This is a genomic window from Streptomyces sp. NPDC000878 (assembly GCF_053599695.1).
Genome location: NZ_JBSFMT010000011.1, coordinates 120,230 through 139,743, shown reverse-complemented (window position 1 = coordinate 139,743; position 19,514 = coordinate 120,230). Strand labels below are relative to the sequence as shown.

Here is a 19,514-nt window from a genome sequence, read left to right as displayed (position 1 = left end):
GTCGCTCTCCGGCGGACGGACGCCCTTCCGGTCGTGCCCAGTTGGGGTGCGGAACGGCTTACGGACCCTGCGCGCACTGAGTATCGATCGTCGCCGCGGGTCCTCGCGATGGGGCGGATGACCTAAAGTTCGGTGCCCGTACCGGTGTTGTGGTCTTCCGACGGGGTGATTCCGGCCTGTGTCAGGCTGACCGCCAGTGCGGTACGCGAGGTCACTCCGTATTTGCGCATCGCGGAGTTCAGCTGCGCGGCAATGGTCTTCGGGGAACGGGAAAGTGCCCGTGCGATGGCCGGGTTGGTCAGTCCGGTGAGCATCAGCCGGACCACTTCCAGCTCGCGCGGGGACAGTTGGTCGCCGTAGCCGCGCCGCCCGCCGCGCCACACCTCTCGTACCGGCGCCCCGGCCGCACGGCGCGCGTCGTGCACCCGGGCGGCGTCCGTCCGGGCTCCCAGAGCCGTGAACCCGGCCTGCGCGCGGGCGAGTTCGGCCAGTCCGGTGTCCCTGTCCCCCGCTGCCAGCAGACAGCTGGCCCGGCGTTCGGCCGCGAGCAGTGCCTCGTACGGCCGGGGCAGGCGCTGCCAGGCGGTGACGGCCCGGCCGAACGCGGCGGCTGCCTCGACACTGCGGCCCTCTCCTTGTGCCAGCACTCCGCGGCACGTCTCCAGGGCCGCGTCCGTTGCCGGCAGGTTCCTCCCACTGAGCCCCTCGGCCAGGTCCGCGACGAACTGCCTTGCCCGGTCCGGCCGTTCGACCGCGAGCAGCGCGCCGGTCCGCACCGGTGCGAACTCGGTGGCCCACAGCCAGATGTCCTTGCGGGCCACGACGTCGGCCGGTCCGTCCGTCAGCTCCAGCGCCTCGGCGGCCGACCCCTCGGCGAGCCGGATCCGCGCCAGGGCTGCCGCGGGCTCCAGCGGCAGATCCACGATGCCCCGCCGCAGCCCCGCGTCGAGCACCTGGCGCAGCCGCTCCTCGACGGTCCCGAACCCTCCTTCGGCCACCGCCACCGCCACGGGGCCGGGATCCGCTGCTCCACCGCCGCCGGTCGCCCGGTCCAGCAGGGCCGTGATCAGCAGGGCGTCCAGCTGGACCACGGGTTCCTCTTCCACCCCTGCCAGGGCGGCGGCTCGCTCGGCCAGTCCGTCCCAGGCGCCGGTGAACCAGTCCAGGTGCACCAGCGTCACCCGGATCATGTCCTGGAGCCGCTGATACCGGTGCTCTTCGGCCCTGGCCAGCCCGGTCGTCAGCAGCGCTCTGGCCTCGCCGTAGCGGCCCCAACGCATGGCCGAGTTACCGATGTTGAGTCCGCCGCGGGCCAGCTGCATCATTCCTTCCGGGGTCGTCGCGGTGTCGGGCAGCTCCGCGGCCACGGCCCAGCCGGCCTCATCTCCCATCTCCAGCAAGGAAGTTGCCCGGTCCCCCACCAGAGCAAGGCGCTGGTCCGCCGTCATCGGCAGCCGGGCCGCGTCGGCCGCCCGGTCCAGCCAACGGCGGTGCTCCCCGGCGGACATCAGGGTGCTCGGCGGGCTGCCGAGCGTGTTCATCGCCCAAGCGGCCTGGAACGGATCGCCGGCCAGATCCGGCAGCGCCCTCTCCAACTCCGCTGCTGCGGCAGCGTACTCGGCCGTGTGCAGCAGCATCCTCCCCAGTTGGGTCCGGACGGCCGCGCGGTCGTGCGGAGCGAGTGCCTCCCCCTCCAGCACCCTGCGCAGCGCGCGGGTCAGGTCGCCCCGGCTGACAAGCCCGGTGAAGGCCATGACCGGCATCTTCTGTGCCCACCGGGCCATCGAGGCGGCGGGCGGATCGCTCCCGGTGAGCAACTCGTGGAGCAGTCCTACGGCGGTGCGATGGTCCCCGGAGGCCAGGGCGAGGTCGGCGGTCCGTTCCGCGTACTCGCGCCACCGCCCGGTGTCCCCCGCCTCCCGGTAGTGGTGGGCGAGCCGGGCCACCGGCTGCGGCGTCATGGCCCGCAGTGAGCGGCCCGCTCCCCGGTGCAGGGCCCGGCGGTCGGGCGCGGGCGTCATGTCGTAGACCGCGCGGGCCGCCAGCGCGTGCCGGAAACTGACCCGGCCGGCCCGGTCCTCGCCGAGCAGTCCACTGCGTACGGCGGCGTCCACGGCCCCTCCGGCAACGTTGTCCGGGAGCCCGCTCACCGTCGCGAGGACGGCCGGGCCGACCGGTTCGGCCAGCACGGAGGCGGCCCGCAGCACGCGTTGCGCATCCGGGGTGAGGCGCGCGGCGCGCTCGGCGACGGCGTCCCGGATGGTGGGCGGGACCGCGATGTCGGCCAGCGTCCTGCGCACCCACTCGCCGTCGCGCCGGACCAGATCGGCCCGGTCGCGCAGCAGCCGGACGGACTCCTCGATCGCCAGCGGCACTCCATCGGTCCGTTCCTGGAGGAACGACGCGAAAGTCTCGGAGACGTGTTCCCCGTCCAGCATCGACGACATCAACTCGGCGGTCTGCGGCACGTCCAGCGCGCCGAGACAGATCCGTACGTACCCGGTGCCGGCCGGGGGCCGGGAGATCAGCCGCATCAGCGCGGACTCCGGCGCCACGTCCTCGGGACGGTAGGTCAGCACCAGGCTCATCCGGCGAGACCGTCGAGAGGCGAGGAACAGCAGGAAGTCCAGGGTGGCTTCGTCGGCCCAGTGGACGTCCTCCAGGACCAGCACGCCGACGCCCATGACGTCCAGCAGTTCGGCCAGTGCGCGGAAGAGCCGGTGCCGGGCGGCGCCCGCGTCCGACAGCGCCTCGGGGGCCGGCGGCAGGTCCTGCCCCCACTCCGGGAACAGCGGGCGCAGCACCCCGGCGAGCGGAGTGAGGGCCAACTCGGCGACATCGGGCCGGGCTTCACGGGCGGCATCGACGACCGGGCTGAGGGTGAGGGCCTCCCGGAACGGAGGGCACATGGCGGCCAACACCCGCCGGGCGGCGACACCGGGCTCGTCCAGCGCCTCCTGAACGAGTCGGCTCTTGCCGATCCCGGCCTCACCCTCGACGAGAACCGCGGCCGACGGCCGGGCCAAGGCGTCCGTCAGCCGGTGCAGTTCGGCCGCTCGACCGACGAAACGCGGAACACTGAGGCTGGGCAGCACACGCGGAAGGCCACCCTCGGCAGACCGCTCCATCCGACCGCCTTCCCCACCCCGCCCGGCGCCTGCTCGACCCGAACACCGAACGCCGAACGCCCGTGCGATCGCCGACACCGCAGCATGCCACGATCGCCACGCCGACCGCGCCCGGCAACACCCTTCGCCGACAGGGGCGGCAGATCGGTCCCCCGCCCTACGGGACAGATCAGAGGTCACTCTCCGCGATAGAGGCGGAGCAGGTCGATCAGTTGGATCTCGGTGGCCTCGGTCGCGGTGAACATGAAGCCGTCGCTGGCCCGAGAGACCGCATTGAGGAGAAAGACAATGCCCTGATTGCATAGGATAAGTCCGGCTATAATAACTGCACCTATACAAGGCCCTGTTCTCGTATCGCCACCACCAGGTGGCGTGTAGCGCTGAGTAACCGCCATAGCCCTCGTTTTCCCGGCCGGTGTGGAACACCGGCCTTGACCAGCGCCGCCAGTACCGGCGCCGTGGTCGGGCGGGCGCTCTGTTCCTCGCAGACCTCCCGCCGCAGCTCGCGGGTCACGTCGGGGTGGACGAGTTCGCCTGGAGCTTCCTGTCCTCGCTCCCGGAGAAGCGGCAGCTGCGTAGCATCGTCGTTGTCGCAGCACGATTCACGGGGAGGGGCACTCAGATGGCATTGGTAGCAGGGGAGTACGAGTTCACGTGCAGCGAGTGCGATGGGGACGGATCCCTGCAAGTCATCGGAACCGAAGGCGAACTCGTCTGGGACAAGTGCGACGAGTGCCGCGGCGAAGGAACCGTCAGCTACGACGAGCTGGAGGCGGCAGAAGCCATCGAGGTTGGCCGCACGCCGCTGCGGACACCCCCGACTAGCGATCTGCACAGCAGCCCTCTGAAGGACGAACTCGACCAATGGTTCGGGTTCCTGAGTGACCGCCAAGCCGAGTCGACGCCCCCGGCCAACATCATGATCGGTTACGCCTATGGGTACGCCGAGGCGATGCTCTTGGCCGACCGCGAAGAACCGGCCCGAGAGAAGCTGGACTTTATGATCCGGGCGGCCGAGAAATTCAAGGATCACCCAGGTTTTCCCGGACCTCGGTGACCTGTGTCCGAGTAGGCCCCGGTGTCCTATCTCTGGCCCACGGTGCAAAGTGGCCGAGGGCAGTTCCATGGGCAGCCCAGCAACGTCCTCGGGGTCCAGCCAAGATATGCCCAGAAGCCCATGAGATGATCTTGAAGGTCTACGTGTCGATGCCGGGGACCCTGCGAACGGGACGTCAGGACAGGGCTACCTCGCGGTTCCACCTGGCGTGCGCATGGGCCGCCACCTCGGCCAGCAGACTTCGCAGGGCCTCCCGCGTGCGTCCGTGCGTTTTGACCGCATGGCAGTTCGGGCACAGCGCGACCATCTGCTCGGGATGGTCACGGCCGCCAGCCGCGATCTCCTCCAGGTGATCAACTTCCAGAATCGGAGTCCCATCGTCTTTCACGTCCGCAGGCTGACCGCCACAGTTCGGATTCTCGCACCGGCCGCCGCACCTCAGAAGAACAGCTTCGCGTGCCGCCGGAAGCCGAACCGGCCGGGATCCTCCCGCGCCACTACGCTGACCGCGCGTCCGTGCTTCGCGCTCCTCTACCGCGGCCACTAACCGCCGGTACTCGACACTGCCGACGGCTGCGGCCGGAGCCTCGACGGCATTCTCGCCCGAACTCCGGAGTCCGTCGCACCGCTGGTGTCGGTACCGACCTACTGGCACGCCGCCCTTGCCGCACACAGGGCAGGAACGGGAATCCACCATTGGACCGTCGGCCGCCCGAGGCTGGGGAACCGGTGTGGCGCGAACTTTCTCTGCGTGCGAGACCATGACACCGGATAGCAGGTCGGGAGGTGGTGGCGCTGGCTGCGGTGTCCTTTTCGGAACCGGCCGCCTTGCCCGAACCAGCGACGGGGCGCTCAACTGCTCCTGATAGTGCCGCGCGAGCATCTCCTGAAAGAAACCCTGCGAGGCGTTGGAGGCGACCCGGATCGGCTCGTAGACATTCCGGACGCCATCCGGCCCCCGCGTCGGCTTGCCCATCAGTGTGATCATTCTCGACGTCCAGCCGTGCCGCCTCAGTGTGTGCGCGGTGATTCGCTCACTGCCCGGCACCCGCACTATCGCATCCTCTGGAAGCCTCTTCCGGTCCTCGGTTGACAGCGCCGGACAGGGAACCTCCACTGCCCTCGGCGCAGCGTCGCGGAGGGCAGCCATCAGGACATCCCTGCGTGCCCTGTGCTTTGTGCCTTTGCTCATTGGCTGCTCTCCTTGGGGTCCCAGTAGTTCTCGCCGAAAAAACAACGCTAAGGACTGAGTCGCAGGTCGGGGTTGCGAGATAAGCCCAAAAGGGGCCAAGGAATGATCTTGGAGACGTGAGAGGCGCGGGATCACGGCCCAACTTGGCCCCGGACTCCTATCTCTGACCCACGGTGCGAGTAGGCGCTACAGCTCGAACGTCAGTTGCCCGGAGGCTTCGAGTGGGGCACGGCGGGCTTGGGCTTCTCCGCCGAGAGAGCGGAGGAGGTCGCCTTTGATCGAATCCTTCAGTTCCTTCAGTCTCAATCCTCCGGTCCGAGGAGGCAGTTGCCGCAGATGGATTGCTCGTCCACGGCCCGGAACGGCTGGCGGCAGATCTCGCAGAGATCGGGGAAGGAAGTGGCGCAGTTGAAGCAGAAATTGGTGGGACGGTCAGGCGCGGCAGCGGTGACGGCGCCTCGTACCAGGGTGTCGGTGCCGCAGTCCGGGCAAGGGTCGACCGGAGGAGTGGCCGGTTGGCTGAACACATCGTTTGTCGGCGGGGGGCTGCGCCAGGGAAGGCGGAGGACGTACGTCGCGTAGTTCCATGCGGTCAGCTGGGAGTCGGTGGTTGCCGGACAGAACAGGCATGAGGTCGGTTCGCCTGCCAGCAGGGCCCACTGCCGGCAGTCGGGACATTGGAGGTTGCGTTCCTTGTGCGGATCGAGTTGGTCCTTCAGCCGTTCCATGCGTCGCTGCACGTAGGAACGGATTTTCGTGAGGCCACTGCGGATGTGCTCCACGTCTTCGGTGACCTGGTCACGGTCCGCCGGTTCCAGCTTCGGCAGTAGTGATTCGTCGAGGAACCGGACCAGGAAGTCCAGCACCTCCGCGGTACGGGCCTCGATCGTTCCGTCCGCGTCGGTCAAGCCGTAGTGCTGCAACGCGTTGCGGGATTTGGCCAGGTCAAGAATCTGCTTCTGTTCCTGATCGCTGATGGTCAGCCCGAGGACGCTGCGGAGTCGTTCCACGGTCTCCTCGGGGGTACAGCTGACGAAGTCGCCCCGATCGAAGAGTTCGCGGGTCATCTTCTTGCTCTTGTTCGCCCGGGATACGTCCAGGTTCTGCAAGACCAGGGTCCAGTGTTCGAGGTAGAGCCGGTACTTCAGCAGCACCTCGGTCGCGGCCTGAAGGTGCAGCACTGCGTACTTCAGGTGGCGAGGGGTCACCTCGTGCTGTTCGCGGGCAAGGGACTCGACCACGCTGAGCAGATAGTCGAGCCCGTTCTCGACGGGCGGGAAATGCACTGTTCCGCCTGGCTCATCAGCCGCGCGAACCGGTTCTCCGAATCTCATGCGGGTCTCTTCTCTTGAAGCGGTGTCACCGCTGAGCGGCTGCGAGTTGGTGGGGGACGGCGCCGGCGGCGCGCAGGTCCTGGAGATCGGGGATGTGGTTGTAGAGGGTGCCCGGGGAGATGCCCAGCATTTTGGCGATCGAGGTGATGGAGCGTCCGGGGTCGGGCAGGAGGTCGCGGGCGGCCTTGATGACTTCCTCGGTGGCGACGGTGGGGCGCCCGCCGACCCGGCCGCGGGCGCGGGCGGCGGCCAGGCCCTCGCGGGTGCCCTGGACGATGAGTTCGCGGATGAACTCCGCCAGGGCGGCGAACACGTGGAAGACGAGTCGGCCGCCGGGAGTGGTGGTGTCGAGGTTCTCGTGCAGCGAGGTGAAGCCGACGCCTCGCTCGCGCAGCTCGGCGACCATGTTGATGAGGTCCTGGAGGCTGCGGCCGTAGCGGTCGAGCGAGGGGACCACGAGGGTGTCGCCGGAGTCGAGGAAGGCGTGGCACGCCTTCAGTTCCGGACGGAGCGCGTTCTTGCCGGACTGCTTGTCCGAGAAGATCTTCCGGCACCCGGCGGCCGTGAGGGCGTCGATCTGCCGGTCGAGCTTCTGCCCGCCGCCGGACACCCTCGCGTACCCGATCTTGATCTCGGTGCGGACGAGCGGCTCGGCGACATGGAGTTCGGGGTGGCCGGACGGCTCCGGAGTGTCACTCATGATCCCGGATCATGTCAGAAAACAGTGGTCGAAGGTTCTTGAAGCACACAGGTTTTTGAAGGGGTTTTTGAAGGGCTCCCGGCTCTTTTTAATCTTGAAACGGTGATCTTCAGAAAACGTTCGTTTATTGAAGGCCTGGTGCCGGGCGGAGTAGCCCTGTGCGGAACAGGCAGGCGGCGGCGTCCTCGATGTCGGCGCGGGCTGTGGACGGGAAGATGTACCGCCGATGGGTGTTTGCGACCACCGCCTGATCCAAGCCGCCGTCGGCCGATACCGACTGGAGGATGAGCTACACCCCCGTACGTATTGGACCGCCAGCTCTGTCCTTCAGGTGACGGATTTCTGCTTCCGCACCTGCCGTACTCGGCTCCGGAACGCAACCATGTGATGCACACATATGGCCAAGGAGTCAGGGGGCGGGGACCAGATGGCTCTCGGCAACGGAAATTACGTGTTCTTCGTGACCGATGGCGGTCAGATCTGGTTCACCCGTCGGGCCGTCAACGGCAGTTGGTCACCGGCTCTCCGACTCCAAAATCCCGCTCTCCCCGGTGCAGCAGGCGACCTCGCGGTGAGCCACCTGGGTACTGCGGAGATGCAGATCCTGGCGACAGCTGCCTTCGGCGGAGGGCTCTGGCACTCCCTATGGGACAACGAGGGCAAGGCGACACAGTTCGGCGATGTGGAGACGCAGGCAGGTCAACGCCCGCCCTTCCTCGGCGTCGATGCCGCTCACGGCAGCCTGCAGAGCATCGGAGGGGGCCTGACACGATGGCAACTCCATGTGGTCGGTTGTGACGTGAACGGCGACCTGTGGCACACCCTCAGGTACGGCAACGGTGCCTGGATGCCGTTTGGGAACATCGAGCAGCAGGCCAGCGACATCGGCTCGGCCCGCTCCGTCGCATGCGCCTACTACGACGGTCCGCTCAGCGACCAACTGCATGTGGTGGCGGTCACCAACGACTACCGTCTCAAACACACCACGCTGAGGGTGTCCACCAACGACAGTTGGTCGCCCTTCATCGACGTCGAGATGGTGGCCGGAGAAACAGGCTCGTTTCTCCAGGCGTCATGCGCGTGCATCGGCCCAGATCTGCACCTGTGTGCCATCACCGGCGACGGTAACGTCAAGCACGCCGTCAGGACGCCTGCCGGGGCTTGGACCCCGCTAGGTGATGTGGAGACCCAGGCGGGCGACGTCGGCCAGATTGAGTACGTCGGGTGTGAAGCCGGAGCCCAGAAAACGCTGCAGGTCGTGGTCCTCACGTCAGCACAGCGCGTGCTCCACACCCAGCGAAACCAGGACAGCAGCTGGACACCCTTCAGAGACGTCGAGGGGCAATGCGGCTCCATCGGGAGCAGCTCAGCTCGTCCGCGCAGGGTTGCCTTGTGACGCCCCCCCCGCGATGGTCAGGAGACCCCCGCGTCGTTTCGGTACGTCATCGTCCCCGCCCTCAGGATCGTGCTCGGCATCCAAGGACTGGTCCGGACGGCGGATGCGGCGCTCAGGCTTCCTCGTCGGAATCCTCCGCCGCGTCCGCGGTCGTGGTAGGGAGCGCAGGCCCTCCCCGGAACCCGGATGTCACGCCGGGGCTGCGGTCTCCTCCCCCTGCGGGGCACGCGGGCCTGGCACTGCGGCCCGGATGGACAGGTTCAGATCGAGACGGCTGTTCATGTCCAGCTCGAACCGGCCGTACGGATTCACATGGGTCCAGAACAGCGGCGACAGGGCCCGCCGGTCCGCGTCGGTGAGCTTGTCCGCCCACTTCGGATCGGCCAGCACCTCCTGCACCAGCAGTGTGTTGACGTGCACCAGCGCGGACTGGAGCAGGTGCAGCGCGAGCATGCTGACCTCCTGGGACTCCTTGTCCGCACCGGCCAGATCGCCGTCCTTGCCGTAGAAGAGGTCCTTGTTCGCGGAGTTCCAGTTCTCCACTACCTGCAACCCCTCATGGATTTCTTGGCGCATCTCGACATCGGCGAGGTAGTCGCAGACGAACGAGGTCCGCACCGCCCGGCCCAGCTCCTCGATCGCCCGGTACGTCGGGTGCTTGGGACCGCCGCGGGTGAACCGGCGCAGGACCTGCTCGGCCTCGGCGGTGCTCAGGCGCAGAGCGGTGGTGTACTTCACGATCTGGTCGTACTGCTGGGCGATCAGGTCCCAGTCGATCGTCTTGGTGGAGAGCACCGGTCCCAGGTTCGGCCACTGGTCGTCCTGACCGGCCGCCGGCCGGTACAGCCTCGCGGAGCCGATGTTCTTCAGCCTCGGCATCAGCTTGAAGTCGAGCATGTGCGCGAAGGCGAACCCGACGATGGAGGCGCCGTGCGTGTCGGTGTACTGCCGGTCGACGACCATGTCGGTGCAGTGCCGGAGCACGCCCTCGATCATCGAGGCGACCTCGGAGGCCGAACAGGACCTGAGTTGGGAGTAGATGCAGACGGATTTCCGTTCGACGTGCCAATAAATCATCACGCCGGGGCCCCGGTAGCGCTGGTGCCACTCGGTCATCAGGTTCGAGGACCAGGCGCCGAACTTGCGGCTGTCGGAGGCGCACGCGGTGCCGGTGCCCCACCACATCTCGTCCCGGACGGCGAAGGTGGCGTTCACCAGCTTCCGCAGGGCCGCCCGCATGTTGGCGCGGTTGACGAACAGGTGCCGCACCCTGCGCAGCGTCGCCTCGCTCTCGCCGTGCTTGCCGGTCACCGCGACCCGCTTGATCCCCATGTTCGTGCCCAAGCCGAACAGGACCAGCAGCAAGCGGCGCCGCAGCACGTCCTTGGACAGGTTCTCTCTGGTGGCGACCGAGGTGAACTCGGCGATGAAGTCCGTGTCGAACTCGGCGTACTTCAGGATGTCCAGCAGGTCGATGGTGCCCCAGCGCCGCTCGATCTCGCCCTTGATGGCCACCAGGCTCTCGGGCTCCTCCTGCTTGCCGCGCGGGGAGACCCTGATCCACGGCTCGCCGTGCTTCTTGACGATCGCCACCCCGCCCGTCGTGCCCTCCGCCAGCGCCCGCTCGAAGCGGTCCAGCGAGGTACGGAGCTTGCCTTGCAGAGCGGCGATGAACTCCCCGGCGTCCTGCGGCTGGCCCAGCGCGGCGTAGTGCACGTCCCGGTTGTCCTCGAAGTCCGCCGGCAGCTCATCCTCCGGGTCACGCCACCGGTACGCCCCCACCACCCAGATCTCCCGCCGCCGCACCGCGTCCCGCAGCGCCACCAACACGCACAGCTCGTACGGGATGCGCTCGACACGGCCCTTGTCGTCCACCACCGCCGCCCGCCAGTGCTCCGGCACCACCCCCGCCAGCGGCACACTCTCCGCCGGATCGAAGAACGCGCCCTCCTTCAGCGGCTGCTCCAGGTAGCGCTGGAGCAGATCGATCGCGTCCATCACAGGCCGGTAGGCCGTGTTGTTGCACTTCAGCTCCAGCGCCCCCAGCAGTGGCGAGAGCATCCGGCGCCAGTGTGCCGAGTACGACGACCGCAGCACCGTACGGACCCTCGCCTTGTAGCGGGCCTCGTTCGCCGCGGCCTCCGCCGCCAGCGCCTTCAGCGTCTTCTCCCCGCCGACCACCGGATAGATCACCCGCCGCACCGTGCCGGACGGCTCCGACAAAGCGGCCTCCGCGACCCGCAGCAGCATCCCCTCCTTGCCCCGGACCTTCTTCAGCTCGGCGTTCAGCTCCTTGTCGACCTTCCGCTCCGCCCGGGTGTTGATCTTCAGCACGAGCTGGATGAACAGGTCCACCAGCGAGTCGGTGATCTCCGTCTGCCGCACATGGCACAGCGCCGCCAGCAGCGTCAGCCGCCTCGCAGGCTTCATCCGCTCCAGATTCGCCGGGTACTCCTTCGACGCCCGCGCCCGCCACGCGTCCACCACCTTCTCCGACACGTCCGCGAACAAGTCCGCGGGCAGCTCCAACCGCCGCACCCGGTTCAGCTTGTTCACCTCCGCCAGGAGACTCTCCAGCCCCGGCGCCCCCGGGTCGGCCTTCAACTCGGCGAAGTGCGACCGCCCGCCGCCCGACACCGCACCCTCACCGTCCGCGCCCTCGCCCGTCTCGTCCCCGCTGCCAGCGACCAGATCCTCCAGGCGCGAGCGCGTCGCATGCGAGATCCGTTCCACCCGGCTGCGGCAGAACCGGGCCTCGAAGTCCGTGACCGCCTTGCCCACCAGCCGCCCAACCCGCCCCGGGGCCGGCGGCTCGATGTGATCGTTACGGCACCGGGCCACCACCGCCTCCGCCAGCCGCTCCCGTGACAGCTCCACCGGACACAACTCGGCGGCCAGCCGCTCCTGGTCCTCCTCGGTGTTCGCCCGGAATCCGTACGCCTCCCGGATCTCCTTGCGGTGCCGCTTGATCCGGTCGCCCTGCCAGTCGTAGTCCGCCCACGCCCCGGCGGGCACCTTCACCTGCTGGGCCACGTACTCCACCGCCGCCGCAGGCATCTCCTTGGCGGACTCCGGGAACCGGGCCTCCACCTCGAAGAACTTGAGCAACAGTGCGAAGCCCAACCGGGTCGCCCCGGACTTGTTCCGCACCTTCTTCATGTCGTCTTCGAGCAGCGTCCAGACCTCGATCAGGTCTTCCGGCTCCCAGTCCTGCCGCACCCGTGCTCCCCTCGCCCAACCAGTTGGATCACCACAGGGTGGCGAGGCGGAACCGGAGAGAAGATCAGAAGACCACAACTGTGGCTGGAAGGTTACTCAGCGCTACATGCCACCTGGCGGCAGCTATACGAGAACTGGGCCTACAACTGTGGGGACGTGTCGCGGAGTCCCCCTAGCCCAATCCCCGCTTCGGCCATGCCGACCGCCACAGTCCACACCGGGCTCCAGCACACCCAGGGACATGCCCCGGGTCTCGCACACCGGTTCCAGCTCGCACACGCCGGCAACACCGGCGCAAGGCTGCCGTCGTTGCATGACCTGTTCCGACATCGTCCGTCGGCGATCTTCACGGTACGGTCCAGTCATGCCGCGCCTGGTGGAAGTCCCTGGGTACGTACGCTTCTTGACCGCGTCGGCCGTGTCTGCGTTCGGTTCTCAGGTCACGGGGCTGGCGTTGCAGATTCTTACCGCCGTGGTGCTGAGCGCATCCGCCACGGAGGTGGGCATCGTCAATGCCGCCCGCTGGGTTCCGTATCTGCTCTTCGGACTCATAGCCGGCGTCATGGTGGACCGCTGGCGGCGCCAGCCGATGATGGTCGCCACGGACCTCGGAAGGGCAGTCCTGCTCGGTGCGATACCGGTGCTGTATGCGCTGGATCGGCTCAGCATCCCCGCGTTGTGCATGTTCGTCTTCGTATTCGGGGCGCTGTCTTTGCTGTTCGAGGCGGCCAACCAGTCGTACGTGCCACAGCTGGTACCAAAAGAGCTGCTCAACGCGGGATACGCACGCGTGCAACAGGCCGACGCGGTGGCCGGCTCGACCGGCCCTCTGATCGCCGGGGCGCTGATCAAAGTCATGGGAGCGCCGCTTGCCGTGCTGGTGGACGCCCTCTCCTATCTGATATCCGGCCTGCTGCTCGCCTCGGTGAAGGCACCCGACCCCGTCCCTGATCGAGACGCGCGGCGCAGCCTGGGCAGCGAGTTGCGCGCGGGCGTGGCATGGGTCTACCGGCATCGCACGCTGGCGCCCATCGCCCTGACCTCGCACGCGATGCTCCTCTTCAACAGCATGGTGACCACGGTCTTCGTGGTCTTCGCCCTGCACAGCCTCAAGATCGGGGAGTTCGGTCTGGGGGTCACCTACGCCTTCGCGAGTGTCGGCGTGATACTCGGCGGTGCGCTCTCCGGGCGCGTGGCCAGAAGACTGGACGTCGGCGCCACCCTGATCGCCTTCCGCCTGCTCGCCGCCATCGGCTGGCTGCCTTTGGTCCTGGCCGAACGTGGACCATGGGCGCTCGCCTCCGCGTCGCTCGCCTTCTTCATCGTGTCCCTGGCCATCGGCCTCGAAAGCCCGGTGGAGATGAGCTACCGCCAGGCGGTGACACCCGACCGGCTGCGCGGGCGGATGAACGCGACGATCCGCTCGATGAACTGGGGAATGGTAGCGGTGGGTGCACCACTGGGCGGAGTACTCGCCGACCAGGTCAGCTATCGCTTCGCCCTGTGGATCGGCCTGTCCGGAGCCGTGATCCAGGCACTCGCGCTGGCTGTTTCCCGTACCCGGACGGCCCGTTATGTCGACGAACTCGATCCCTCGACAGCTGATCCGACACGGCACGGCGCAGAAGCCGTTGCCGGGGAGGGCAAGAACTGATCAGCTCGCGGTGGCAATTTACGCCTGGCCGTTTCCTGCTCCGAGTGGACTCGCGTACGGCGATCTCGTTGGCCAGCCGCGCTGTCTCGGCGCGTGCCACCTCCAGGAGGCCGGCGCTGCTGATCGCCTGCTCGGCGGCGTGCAGTCGGCGCGCGGTCTCCGGGTGCCTCTCGATCTCCACGACGACGCCCCACTGCCGGTAGAACATCCGGATCGGTACGACGCTGTCCTCGTCCCCGGCGCGTACGAAGGCCCTCTTCAGGTCATCGAAGAACTCGGGCAACCGGGAGGGAGCGACGGCGGCCACGGCCTGCCGCAGGTCGGGCAGCGTCAGCTCGGGCTGAGGGATGAGCGGGCCGTCCCCGTCCGCGTACGGCATGGTCATCGGCCGCCCCTTCCACTCGTAGAGCCGCGTTCCGGCACGTACCCACGCCAACGTCGCTCCCGTCACGACGGTCGCGTACAAGTTGCCCAGGGCGGAGAGCCGTTCGCCCTCGGGCTGTGCGGTTCACTCAGCTCGCGCTGGACAGGCTCTACGCCCCGGCCGCGGCGAGCACCACGTCGACCAGTCGCTCGGCGGCGTCGGGACGGCCGTACGCACGAGCCCGCTCCGCCATCGCCGAGCGCCGCTCGGGGTCGGTCAGCAGCGGCGCCACCGCATCGCGCAGCCGCTCGGGGGAAACGTCGTCGACCAGCGCGAGCGCGGCGCCGTTGTCCGCCAGGTGCCGGGCGTTGTGTACCTGCTCGTTGCCGGCCGACGTGGCGAGCGGAACGAACACACCCGGCTTGCCGAGCGCGGTCAGCTCGGCGATCGTCCCGGCACCACTGCGGGAGACCACCAGGTCGGCCAGCGCGAGCACATCGGGCAGTTCGGCCCCCACATATCCGGTGAGGTGGTAGCGCGCCGCGCTCGACTCCGACAGGCGCGCGGTGTTCTGCCGCAGCTCCGTGACGTTGTCGGGACCGCACTGGTGGATCACGTTGGCGTTCTCCAGCAGCCACGGCAGCACGTCGCGCACCAGGTGGTTGATCTGCTGCGAGCCCTGCGCGCCCCCGGTCACGTAGACGGTCGGCAGACGCCGGTCGAATCCACGCAGGCCCAACGCCTCGATCGCCTTGTCGGCCTGCCCGGTGAACACCTCGGGCCGCACCGGATTGCCGGTGACCACCGCCGTGGCACGCACGCTCTCCGGCAGCAACGGCAGCGTCGACTCCGACGACACCGCGACACGCGTCGCCGCTCCGGCGAGCGTCCGGTTGGCCAGGCCCAGCCGCACGGTCTGCTCGTGCACGACCAGGGGAACCCGGCACAGCCGGGTCGCCGCCACACCGACCGGCACCGCGACGTACCCGCCCGTCGCCAGCACCACGTCGGGGCGGAAACCGTTGATCGCCTTCCGGGCCTGGAGCACCCCGAGCGGAACGCGGCTCATGTCCGCCACGTTCGACGGCGAGACCAGCTTGAGAGGGTTGCTCGATCGTCGGATCTTGCCCGTCGCCACCGACGTGAACGCGATCCCCTCGGCAGCCGCGACCCTGGACTCCAGGCTGTCGGCCTTGCCCACCCAGAGCACGTCCAGCCCGCCGCCCTGCCCGGCGAGGCGGGACTGAAGGGTGCGGACAGCGGTCAGGGCTGGATACGTGTGCCCGCCGGTACCACCGCCCGTAACGATCAGACGGAAGGGCCGTCCAGCCCTCAACGGAATGCGGTGATCACTGTTCACGCAGAAGTCCAGTCACTCTCGAACGCCACACAGGCCGGGACCTGAGCCTCCCACAACCGGTACGCGGCCTCGTCACTCCTCGACCCCGACGAGCGGAACGGCATCACACCGAACGCCCGCCAGCCCCCACTCCGCCCAAACCGTCTTCCCCACCCCCTCCCGAGGCCCCACCCCCCACTGCTCAGCCAACGCCCCCACCAGCAGCAACCCCCGCCCGAACTGATCCTCCCCGCTCACCTCACGAGGACACGGCACCCGCTCGGCACGGGGGTCACTCACCTCGACGCGCAGCGCGGCGGCCGTGACGGTCAGCCGTACGCGGATGAGGCGTCCCCGGAGACCGCCGTGGAGCAGCGCGTTGGTCATCAACTCGCTGACGACCAGGGCGACATCACCGGCCAGCCCCGGGTGCCCCCACTCGACGACCAGGCGGGCGGTTCGGGTGCGGGCGAGGGGGACGCTACGGGTGACGGGGGTGTAGTCGAGGCGGTCTTCGTGGAGAGGGGCGGTGGGTTGAGGGTCGGGCATGGGGGCCTCCATTGACTCCGCTGTGCATGCGACTGAGTACCGAAAGTAGGGAGTTCCAAGTCTCGGATGCAAGCTAATCGGAGAAAATTGTCTCCATCGAGTGACGAGAGGGGCTTCCACACGCGACACTTGATCCGTGACTCGTACCTCAGAACTGGGCAATCGCACCTCAACTGTCCTGGGCCGCAAGCTCGGTGCCGAACTACTGCGACTGCGCGACATCTCGGAACAGACCCAGCAGCAGGCCGCCGAGGTCATCAACGCGACCAACTCGAAGATCGTGAAGATGGAACGCGGTTGGGTGCCGATGCGGGACCCCGACATTCGCGTGCTGTGCGAGTCGTACGGCTTGAGCGACCCGAAAGCCCTGGCACGGCTGCTGAACCTGGCCCGGCTGGACCGCGAGCGCCGCAAAGCCAAGGGGTGGTGGCAGGACTCGCCTCACCCGGGCTCCCTCTCCGAGTACATCGCGCTGGAGGACGCTGCGAGCCGCGTACGGACTTGGCAACTCTCCCTGATTCCCGGCCTGTTCCAGACCGCCGAGTACGCGCGCTCGGTGACCGTCACCGAAGGTGTGGGGGTATGGGAGGACCCGGACGAGATCGAGCGCCTGGTCGACATCCGGATGCGCCGTCAGGCACGCCTGCACGACGGACGCCCACTTCAGATGTACGCCGTCATCTGGGAAGCGGCGCTGCGGCAGCTGATCGGCGGGCCCGACACCATGCGCGCTCAGCTGGAACGCCTGCTGGAGGTCGCCGAGCTGCCCAACGTACGCGTGCAGGTACTACCTTTCCGTGCGGGCGGACACCCCTGCATTTCAGGCCCGTTCACCATCATCTCGTTCGCCGAGACCGAGGCTGTGGACGTGGTCCACGCCGACGCCATCGCCTCTACTGTGTGGGTGGAAAACGAGACCGAGAGCGCCGCGTACAGCGGGTTCTTCGAACGTACGGCGCGACTGAGTCTCGCACCGCGCGACTCGGTCCAACTGATCGACGCCATCCGCCAGGAGATCTGACCCATGCCCGAGTTCGACTTCGTCAAGTCCAGCTACAGCAACGCCGGAGGCGAATGCGTCGAAGTCGCCCGCAACCTCCCCAGAGTCGTCGCCGTCCGCGACTCCAAGACACCCCCCGAAGCCCCCAACGCCCCCATACTCCACCTCTCCCCCACCGCCTGGCGCCACTTCACCGCCGCGCAGTGATCCCCGCGAGGATCAGATCGATCCCCGCCACGAACTCCTCCCGGTCGTCGTGATCGCGTAGCTGGTCCGCGACGTTCCGGGTGAACGCGTACTCGTCGGGATCGAGGTGCGCCCAGGAGGCCGAGACGGGAGTTCGACGACTGGGCGCCGGAACTCACCGCGCTGACCACCGAGGGTGAGACCGCACCGGTCCTGCGCACGCTCAACACCCTGCCCATCGGGCACCGGTGGGACCGGGGGTGACCCTGCTCGGCGATGCCGCCCACCTCCCGACCCCGAACGGCGAAGGCGCCAACCTGGCCATGTACGACGGCGCCGAACTCGCCGAGGCCATCGCCACCCACCCCGACGACATCGAGACTGCGCTCACCGAGTACGAGCAGGCCATGTTCCCCGCAGCGCCGCAGCCGCCACCGACGGCACCCGACTCCACGGGCTGCTCTACGGCGACAACGCACCGTTCCTAGAGACTGAGCGGTAGTGAGTCCTGTTGCCAGGTCTCATGCTCAGCCGAACGCCCCGAACGGTGTTGGGCGTTCTGGTCCCCCGCATTCGCTCCGCGCCCGGGCGGCACGAATCGTGTCCGTGGTCCGGGGATGCGGGGGCGGGTTCCCTCACGCCCAGCAACACGCCGACCGGCCTGGACGGTCCGATGCCCCGCACGATCACTCCGGTCGTGTGGGGGCGGTGCCGTCCGTCGCCGGATCGGGTGTCCCTGGGCGCGCCTTCCGATCGCCACGGCAGCAGCATCGTGGCGAGTGGTCTTGCGGGTTGTCGTGGTGAGGGGCTTCTGCCAGTGCTGGGCGCCCCATTTCGAGGTGTAGGCCGGATCGACGGCGATGACCGCGATACCCGTCTGGTCCGCCATCGATGACAATCGGGCGCGGAGTTTGCCGGTGGGCATACCGGAGATCAGCTGCCGGAACCGCTTTTTGCGGCCGTGTTTCTCCCGGGTCTTCTCGGCGGCGAAGTCCAGGTCCTCCACCGCAATCGCCTTCACGCCACAGGTGCGGGCCCAGTGCAGGAGGCGGGTCAGGGCGTGGCGGACCTGGGCGTCGCGGTGTTCGGCGATGCCGGACAGGTCGTAGAAGAAACGGCGCGGGGCACCGGTCGGGTTGCCGTGGATGTCGAGGCGCCAGGCGGCCAGGTGATCGGTGTTCATGTCGACGCCAATGACGCCGTGCGCGAGCGCGGCCTCGATCGGGATGGTCGGGGTGGGCGGGATCTGCCAGGACGCGGTCAGATACCAGCGGTCCCCGCCCGTATCGAGGTGGATTCGGTAGGCCACAGCCCGGTTGGCCGCGACACGGTCCGCCCACTCGCCGCCCCGGTGCGCGAACGTGACCCGGCAGGCCAGGACGTATCGTCCGTGTGGGGCGTTCGCCAGATGCGCGAGCGGCGCGGGGAGTTTGAGGCACACCTCGCCCTCGGGACTGACACGGATCGTCTCGTTGCCGTAGCGCCTGCCGGACTCACCGTCCGCCTGGCAGAACCAACGCTCCGCCTCCCAACGCCCCCGCCACGCGGACTCCGTGAGCTGGGCGGCGCCCAGGTGGTGGCGAGTGCCGGCCAAACGTTTGCCGCCGCGTACGACGTGGACGACTCCGGCCTCTTGGTCGGCCCGCGCGACAGTCAGCCGGACCTCGAGCACCCGCAGCCGCCGGGACTTCGCGTACCACTCCCGTCGCGACCGGTACCCGCCCGGGGCGTGTTTGGTTCCCTTCTGCCCGATCGGCTGGGACAGTCGGTGCTCGATGGTGCGGATGCCCGCTTCCAGGTTCTGGATGTGCGCCAGCTGGCAGCGGCGTGCCAGTGTCCACTGGTCATGCGTGGCTTTGGTGATCGACCCCGCCCACCGCGACGACGAGAGGGGCGTCAGCTCCCGCTTCCGCACCGCCCACGCCTCAGCGGAGTGCTCCAGGGCGTCCCGGCAACGCGCCTTGAGATCCTTCGAGGCCAGCGATCCCAGATGCGCGCCCACCAGGCGCAGCACCTTCTCATCGTCCGGCGTCAGGTGCTTGAGGCGGGTCCGGACGGCCACGCCACTGGGACCGGACGCGACGAACGACGCCGCCACGCTCCTCTGCTCACCCACCCCGTCACCCCCATTCGAAGATCCCGTCGCCATGGGAAACGAGCGCCACCGATGAAGGTCACGCATTCGATGAGAGAACGCCAGTTCCCCGCCAATACCGACCCACGGCCGAGGCGCGCGACACGACGCAGACCACCCACGCTCACTCCCACTCACCAGAACGCTCTTGAACGCACTCCAGCGCCAACAGCTTCAAACCTCACAGCCTGATCGACATGTTCACCGGACACGCGTAGCCCCGACAGCCGCCCGCGCAGCGGGAGTTCGGCCCCCAGCAGGA

At 68.2% G+C, this 19,514-nt stretch carries 12 protein-coding genes and 3 pseudogenes; 6 read left to right on the top strand and 9 right to left on the bottom strand.

The window, feature by feature from the left end; genetic code table 11:
- Positions 1 to 122: 122 nt before the first annotated feature.
- Positions 123 to 3,128, bottom strand: a complete 3,006-nt coding sequence (locus tag ACWDR4_RS13255; protein WP_450407696.1) for a helix-turn-helix transcriptional regulator — start codon at positions 3,126 to 3,128, stop codon at positions 123 to 125.
- Positions 3,129 to 3,648: 520 nt separating this feature from the next.
- Between ACWDR4_RS13255 and ACWDR4_RS13250 the strand changes: the two genes are divergently transcribed.
- Complete coding sequence (locus ACWDR4_RS13250; protein WP_450407693.1) at positions 3,649 to 4,185, top strand: hypothetical protein; 537 nt, start codon at positions 3,649 to 3,651, stop codon at positions 4,183 to 4,185.
- 175 nt (positions 4,186 to 4,360) lie between these two features.
- Here ACWDR4_RS13250 and ACWDR4_RS13245 read toward each other — a convergent pair whose 3' ends face one another.
- From ACWDR4_RS13245 to ACWDR4_RS13235, 3 genes are all read right to left on the bottom strand, one after another.
- Entirely contained in the window at positions 4,361 to 5,377 is a 1,017-nt protein-coding gene (locus ACWDR4_RS13245) for an HNH endonuclease (protein WP_450407690.1), read from the bottom strand.
- A gap of 302 nt (positions 5,378 to 5,679) precedes the next feature.
- On the bottom strand, positions 5,680 to 6,663 hold the full coding sequence (locus ACWDR4_RS13240) for a hypothetical protein (RefSeq protein WP_450407687.1): 984 nt from the start codon (positions 6,661 to 6,663) through the stop codon (positions 5,680 to 5,682).
- 73 nt (positions 6,664 to 6,736) lie between these two features.
- Positions 6,737 to 7,411 carry a recombinase family protein gene (locus ACWDR4_RS13235; protein WP_450407685.1) on the bottom strand — a complete coding sequence of 225 codons (675 nt, stop codon included), beginning with the start codon at positions 7,409 to 7,411 and terminating at the stop codon, positions 6,737 to 6,739.
- Between the two features lie 451 nt (positions 7,412 to 7,862).
- Between ACWDR4_RS13235 and ACWDR4_RS13230 the strand changes: the two genes are divergently transcribed.
- Positions 7,863 to 8,807: a hypothetical protein gene (locus ACWDR4_RS13230; protein WP_450407682.1), complete on the top strand. Its 945-nt coding sequence runs from the start codon at positions 7,863 to 7,865 to the stop codon at positions 8,805 to 8,807.
- A 189-nt stretch (positions 8,808 to 8,996) separates the two neighbouring features.
- Here ACWDR4_RS13230 and ACWDR4_RS13225 read toward each other — a convergent pair whose 3' ends face one another.
- A complete protein-coding gene (locus ACWDR4_RS13225) occupies positions 8,997 to 12,026 on the bottom strand; it encodes a Tn3 family transposase (RefSeq protein ID WP_450407680.1) in 3,030 nt (1,009 codons plus the stop codon).
- A gap of 364 nt (positions 12,027 to 12,390) precedes the next feature.
- Here ACWDR4_RS13225 and ACWDR4_RS13220 point away from each other — a divergent pair, with 364 nt between their 5' ends.
- Positions 12,391 to 13,680 (top strand): MFS transporter, encoded by a 1,290-nt coding sequence (locus ACWDR4_RS13220; RefSeq protein WP_450407678.1) that lies wholly within the window; start codon positions 12,391 to 12,393, stop codon positions 13,678 to 13,680.
- Positions 13,681 to 14,213: 533 nt separating this feature from the next.
- On the opposite strand, the gene ACWDR4_RS13215 is transcribed toward ACWDR4_RS13220, so the two are convergent.
- Positions 14,214 to 15,404 (bottom strand): UDP-N-acetylglucosamine--N-acetylmuramyl-(pentapeptide) pyrophosphoryl-undecaprenol N-acetylglucosamine transferase, encoded by a 1,191-nt coding sequence (locus ACWDR4_RS13215; protein WP_450407676.1) that lies wholly within the window; start codon positions 15,402 to 15,404, stop codon positions 14,214 to 14,216.
- Between the two features lie 72 nt (positions 15,405 to 15,476).
- A complete protein-coding gene (locus tag ACWDR4_RS13210; RefSeq protein WP_450407672.1) occupies positions 15,477 to 15,932 on the bottom strand; it encodes an ATP-binding protein in 456 nt (151 codons plus the stop codon).
- 136 nt (positions 15,933 to 16,068) lie between these two features.
- Here ACWDR4_RS13210 and ACWDR4_RS13205 point away from each other — a divergent pair, with 136 nt between their 5' ends.
- The gene (locus tag ACWDR4_RS13205; RefSeq protein WP_450407669.1) at positions 16,069 to 16,953 is read left to right on the top strand and encodes a helix-turn-helix domain-containing protein; all 885 of its coding nucleotides are present in this window, start codon (positions 16,069 to 16,071) and stop codon (positions 16,951 to 16,953) included.
- A gap of 3 nt (positions 16,954 to 16,956) precedes the next feature.
- Complete coding sequence (locus ACWDR4_RS13200; RefSeq protein WP_450407666.1) at positions 16,957 to 17,139, top strand: DUF397 domain-containing protein; 183 nt, start codon at positions 16,957 to 16,959, stop codon at positions 17,137 to 17,139.
- On the opposite strand, the pseudogene ACWDR4_RS13195 reads toward ACWDR4_RS13200, so the two are convergent.
- A pseudogene (locus tag ACWDR4_RS13195) lies at positions 17,123 to 17,263 on the bottom strand (TetR/AcrR family transcriptional regulator); the annotation flags it as partial. The gene ACWDR4_RS13200 and the pseudogene ACWDR4_RS13195 overlap by 17 nt on opposite strands.
- Here ACWDR4_RS13195 and ACWDR4_RS13190 point away from each other — a divergent pair.
- A pseudogene (locus tag ACWDR4_RS13190) lies at positions 17,248 to 17,620 on the top strand (FAD-dependent oxidoreductase); the annotation flags it as partial. The pseudogenes ACWDR4_RS13195 and ACWDR4_RS13190 overlap by 16 nt on opposite strands.
- On the opposite strand, the pseudogene ACWDR4_RS13185 reads toward ACWDR4_RS13190, so the two are convergent.
- A pseudogene (locus ACWDR4_RS13185) lies at positions 17,603 to 19,234 on the bottom strand (IS200/IS605 family accessory protein TnpB-related protein). The pseudogenes ACWDR4_RS13190 and ACWDR4_RS13185 overlap by 18 nt on opposite strands.
- Positions 19,235 to 19,514 lie beyond the last annotated feature (280 nt).

Excerpts from the sequence above, each read along its gene's own strand:
- ACWDR4_RS13200 (WP_450407666.1), top strand. The coding sequence starts at position 16,957 with ATGCCCGAGTTCGACTTCGTCAAGTCCAGCTACAGCAACGCCGGAGGC.
- ACWDR4_RS13235 (WP_450407685.1), bottom strand. The coding sequence starts at position 7,411 with ATGAGTGACACTCCGGAGCCGTCCGGCCACCCCGAACTCCATGTCGCC.
- ACWDR4_RS13210 (WP_450407672.1), bottom strand. The coding sequence starts at position 15,932 with ATGCCCGACCCTCAACCCACCGCCCCTCTCCACGAAGACCGCCTCGAC.
- ACWDR4_RS13220 (WP_450407678.1), top strand. The coding sequence starts at position 12,391 with ATGCCGCGCCTGGTGGAAGTCCCTGGGTACGTACGCTTCTTGACCGCG.
- ACWDR4_RS13245 (WP_450407690.1), bottom strand. The coding sequence starts at position 5,377 with ATGAGCAAAGGCACAAAGCACAGGGCACGCAGGGATGTCCTGATGGCT.
- ACWDR4_RS13255 (WP_450407696.1), bottom strand. The coding sequence starts at position 3,128 with ATGGAGCGGTCTGCCGAGGGTGGCCTTCCGCGTGTGCTGCCCAGCCTC.